Genomic DNA, 4,204 nt, shown 5'->3' on the forward strand with positions numbered 1-4,204 from the left:
GTGGTCAATTACCTAATTTTCAGGGAAAAAATCCCTAAATTTTCCCCCCAATCACTCCAATGGTAGGCACTTTTTCAGGGAAAAAAAGTCTAAAAGCCTTATCCAACAAGGTTTTTAGATTTATTCAGCAAACCCTAATTACGCTTCTTTACGCCCTAAAGCTACTTTTAATTGTCAGTTTTGACCGTTGAAAGATAGTATTAAAGCCAGAAACCCAGGGTAAAATCAGGGTTTCACTTTAGGCCAAACTCAGGTTAAACATCGGTTTTATCCCAAAAAAGCCCCAATTTTCTCCACGGCAGCCTCTAGAATATCGGGATCGTGAACTAAGGCAAAACGCACATAACCCTCACCACCCTTACCAAAACCGGAACCGGGGGAAACAGCGACACCAGTTTGGGCCACCAATTGCCGACAAAAATCGACGGAATTACCCGGCCAACTGGGGGGAATTTTCGCCCAAACGTACATAGTGGCGGCCGGAGTGGCAACTGGCCAACCGATGCGATTTAGGGCATTAATAAACACATCCCGGCGTTTTTGGAAGATAGCGACGGTTTCCTTGACTGAATCTTGATTACCGGTTAAAGCAGCGATCGCACCCTTGAGAATGCCCAAATACTGATTAAAATCAACCATGGCTTTAATCTGTCGCAAAGCCATAATTAACTGCGGGTTGCCAATGGCGAAACCGATGCGAAAACCGCCCATATTATAGGACTTGGAAAAGGTAAAAAACTCGATCGAATTAGTTTTAGCTCGATCGGCCTGTAAAATTGACGGGGGGGGCGATGTTCCCGCAAAAAAGATGTCTAGATAGGGAAAATCGTGGATTAAAACTAAATTATGCTGACGGCAAAAATCGACCGCTTTTTGGAAAAATGCCAAAGGTGCGATCGCTGTGGTGGGATTATGGGGATAACTCAAGACCATCAGCTTCGATTGTGCCAGCACTAGGTCAGGAATGTCCTCTAAAACCGGCAGAAAGTCATTTTTTGCCAAAATTGGCATTCCGTAGATTTGACCGCCGGCAAGGGCAACACCGCCCAAATGGGAGGGATAACCCGGATCGAGCAGCAGGGCAAAATCCCCGGGGTTGAGAAGGGCCAAAGGTAGATGGGCCGTGCCTTCCTGAGAACCAATTAGGGGTAAAACCTCCGTTTCCGGATCGACGGGGACACCAAAGCGATCGCTATACCAGTTAGCGGCAGTTATTCGGAAGTCTCGCGTACCATTATGGAGTAAATAGCCGTGGGTGTGAGGATCGTGGAGAGATCGCTCTATAGCATCGATAACATGGGGAGCAGCACCAAGATCGGAGGAACCGAGCGAAAGATCGATAATGGTATTACCCGCTTCTCTACTGGCAGCCTTTGCCCGATCCATATCGGCAAAAACGTTGGATTGTAGTGCCTGTAAGCGGCGTGCTAGGGTTAAGTTATTCATAACCATGGATACCTAATTAGCTGACATAGGTATCGATAAAAGATTGTAATTGTTGTTTGCCGATCGCCCCTTCATGAGTGGCAATAATTTCGTTATCTTTAAAGATGCGTAAAGCAGGAACACCTTCCACCTTACATTTAGCCACCGAGTCGGGGTTAGGGTCTATTTCTAGTTTAACTACTTTTAGCCGTTCGCCGTAGGTTTTGGCCACCCAATCGATCGAGGGGGATACCAGACGGCACGGACCGCACCAACTCGCCCAAAAATAGACTAAAACGGGTTTTTCGACCTCAAAAACCTCTTTGTCAAACTTCTGATCGCTAATGACAGTTACGCTACTCACAGTATTTATTTCCTCACCATCGCTACTGATCATCATAGGGGTTCTGGGTAATTTTCGGCAATTATCCATTTCTACGCTTCCTTAAACATTAGGATCAAAGACATCCCGTAAACCATCACCGATAAAATTAATACTTAACACCGTGATCACGATAGCTAGAGCGGGAAAAATGACCAAGTGGGGGGCAGTTGTCAAGTAATCTTTAGCTTTAAATAACATTTGTCCCCAAGTCGGCACATCGGGGGGGAAACCCAAACCCAAAAAACTCAGGGTTGACTCGGTAATAATCGCATTACCCACCGCTAAAGTAGCCGCCACGATAATCATTCCCAAAACATTAGGCAATAAATGCACCCAGATTAAACGGAAAGGAGTGGCCCCCAAAGCAATCGCAGCCGAAATAAACTCCATCTCGCGTAATTTTAAGAAATTTCCCCGCACCAATCGCGCCACCGACATCCAATTTAAACCCCCGATTACTAAAACCACGAGGATAAAAATACCCGTTTCCGGTCCGGCGATTTTTTTGATGCTATCGCGAAATAGATAGACAATCAGTAAAAGTAGGGGCAATTGGGGCAAAGATAGGAATAAATCCGTTAATCGCATCAACAAACCATCGATCGCGCCCCCGTAAAACCCAGAAATAGCTCCGATCGCTGTCCCTAGAATCATCGCCACCATCATAGCAGCAATGCCCACCGCTAGGGAAATTCGACCCCCCACCAAAATCCTCGCCAATTGATCCTGGCCCAGATCATTAGTCCCAAAAAGATGTTTTAAACTGGGGGGAGCAGTGGTTTGACTAAAATCAATGGTATCGATGGGGATCCGATAGAAAATCGGACCGAATAGGACAGCAAGAATAATTATCATTAATGCGATCGCTCCTATTACTGCCAAGGGATCTCGGTAAAAACGTCGCCAAGTATCGATAATTGCAGAAGACAGGGGAGACATAATCAAGAAAATCACAGATGATTAAAATTTACACGGAAATCGAACGGGGGCAAAATTGGTTACAGCGCCATCAAAAATCTTCTCCGATATTTGCTCTAGTTTTGGGGTTTACCGAGACGGGATTAATCCCCGGAATCTCCACCGCCGGTGCTACCCCGGAAGATAGAAAATATACAGCGATCGCCGATGCCGAATTTATCGTTAAAGGAGTTTCACCCCATCCCCGTTATCCCTTACCCCCCCTAACGGTGGGAGCCTCCCCCGCCTATATTACCCGCGCCGTGGTGGAAAAATTAGCCATTCCCGTCCTCGTTTTTAACGCCGGTTTACCCTTGCCCCCGGCCGTCGATTATATCGAACTGGGGGGACAACCGGCCCGTTGTCTCTCCACCGGCCGCGCCCTAGACCTGACCATAGTAAAACACCTGTTCGCCCAAGGATTAACTTGGGGAGAAAAATTAGCCCGCCAGTCTAGTTATCTAATTATCGGCGAGTGCGTGGTCGGCGGCACCACCACCGCCCTCGCCATCCTCACCGGATTGGGTTATCGAGCCAAGGGCAAAGTTAACAGCAGCCATCCCCAGTGCAATCATGCTCAGAAACAGGCAATAGTTGAGCAGGGATTAGCCCTAAAAGAAATTTTTGATCCTTTTGAGGTAATCGCCGCCCTAGGCGATCCTCAGCAGATTTTCGTCGCTGGCATGGCCATCGCCGCCAGTGGGCAGGGTGGGGTACTCCTCGCCGGAGGAACCCAAATGTTAGCCGTTTCTGCCCTAATTCAAGCTCTAGTGGCTAAATATGCCTATCCAGTTAACTGGGAAAATATCATCGTCGGCACAACTCGCTGGGTAGCGGAAGATAAAACAGGGGATACGGTGGGATTAGCCCGCATGATCGGAAAATTGCCTTTATTAGCCACACAATTAGACTTTTCTGCCTCTAAATACCCGGTTTTGCAAGCTTATCAACAGGGTTTTGTCAAAGAGGGAGTGGGTGCGGGGGGATGTGCGATCGCTGCTTGTTTGTACCGGAATTGGACTAATCAAGATTTGGTCAAAGCGATCGAAAATTTAATCGGGTTTCAACTAAACTGTTGACTATCTAGGGTTTGCGGCAAAAAGTTTTTCCTGGGGGCAGGGTGTAGGGTGTGGGGTGTAGGGTTTTACCAATTTTCAGGTGGTCAATTACCTAATTTTCAGGGAAAAAGTCCCTGAATTTTCCCCCTGATCACTCCCATGCCGGCCACTTTGGGATTTCAAAAAGGTCTAAAAGTCTTATCCAACAAGGTTTTTAGATTTATTCAGCCAACCCTAAATAGGGTCTGCTGAAAAAGTTTTTCCTGGGGGTAGGAGTCAGTAGCCGGTCGTCAGGAGCCGGTCGTTTTAGGCTTTGTTGCCCTTGTTTTTTGTACCAAGCGATGTACTACAAGAAGGATAATGCAAGGTTTTTGAACGT

General features: G+C 47.0%; 4 protein-coding genes. 1 reads left to right on the forward strand and 3 read right to left on the reverse strand.

Going from position 1 to position 4,204, the window contains the following annotated elements:
• Positions 1 to 267 precede the first annotated feature (267 nt).
• From O9332_RS13420 to O9332_RS13430, 3 genes are read right to left on the reverse strand one after another with little or no spacing between them, the layout of a single operon-like run.
• On the reverse strand, positions 268 to 1,446 hold the full coding sequence (locus tag O9332_RS13420; RefSeq protein WP_288025978.1) for an LL-diaminopimelate aminotransferase: 1,179 nt from the start codon (positions 1,444 to 1,446) through the stop codon (positions 268 to 270).
• Positions 1,447 to 1,462: 16 nt separating this feature from the next.
• Positions 1,463 to 1,825, reverse strand: a complete 363-nt coding sequence (locus O9332_RS13425; protein ID WP_002796395.1) for a thioredoxin family protein — start codon at positions 1,823 to 1,825, stop codon at positions 1,463 to 1,465.
• A gap of 45 nt (positions 1,826 to 1,870) precedes the next feature.
• Positions 1,871 to 2,749, reverse strand: a complete 879-nt coding sequence (locus O9332_RS13430) for an ABC transporter permease (protein ID WP_002762050.1) — start codon at positions 2,747 to 2,749, stop codon at positions 1,871 to 1,873.
• Between the two features lie 17 nt (positions 2,750 to 2,766).
• On the opposite strand from O9332_RS13430, the gene cobT reads away from it, so the two are divergent.
• Positions 2,767 to 3,846 (forward strand): nicotinate mononucleotide-dependent phosphoribosyltransferase CobT, encoded by a 1,080-nt coding sequence (gene cobT / locus O9332_RS13435; RefSeq protein ID WP_288025980.1) that lies wholly within the window; start codon positions 2,767 to 2,769, stop codon positions 3,844 to 3,846.
• Positions 3,847 to 4,204 lie beyond the last annotated feature (358 nt).

The sequence above is a fragment of the Microcystis sp. LE19-10.1B genome, assembly GCF_027530565.1.
In the GTDB taxonomy this organism is placed as follows: Bacteria; Cyanobacteriota; Cyanobacteriia; order Cyanobacteriales; family Microcystaceae; genus Microcystis; species Microcystis aeruginosa.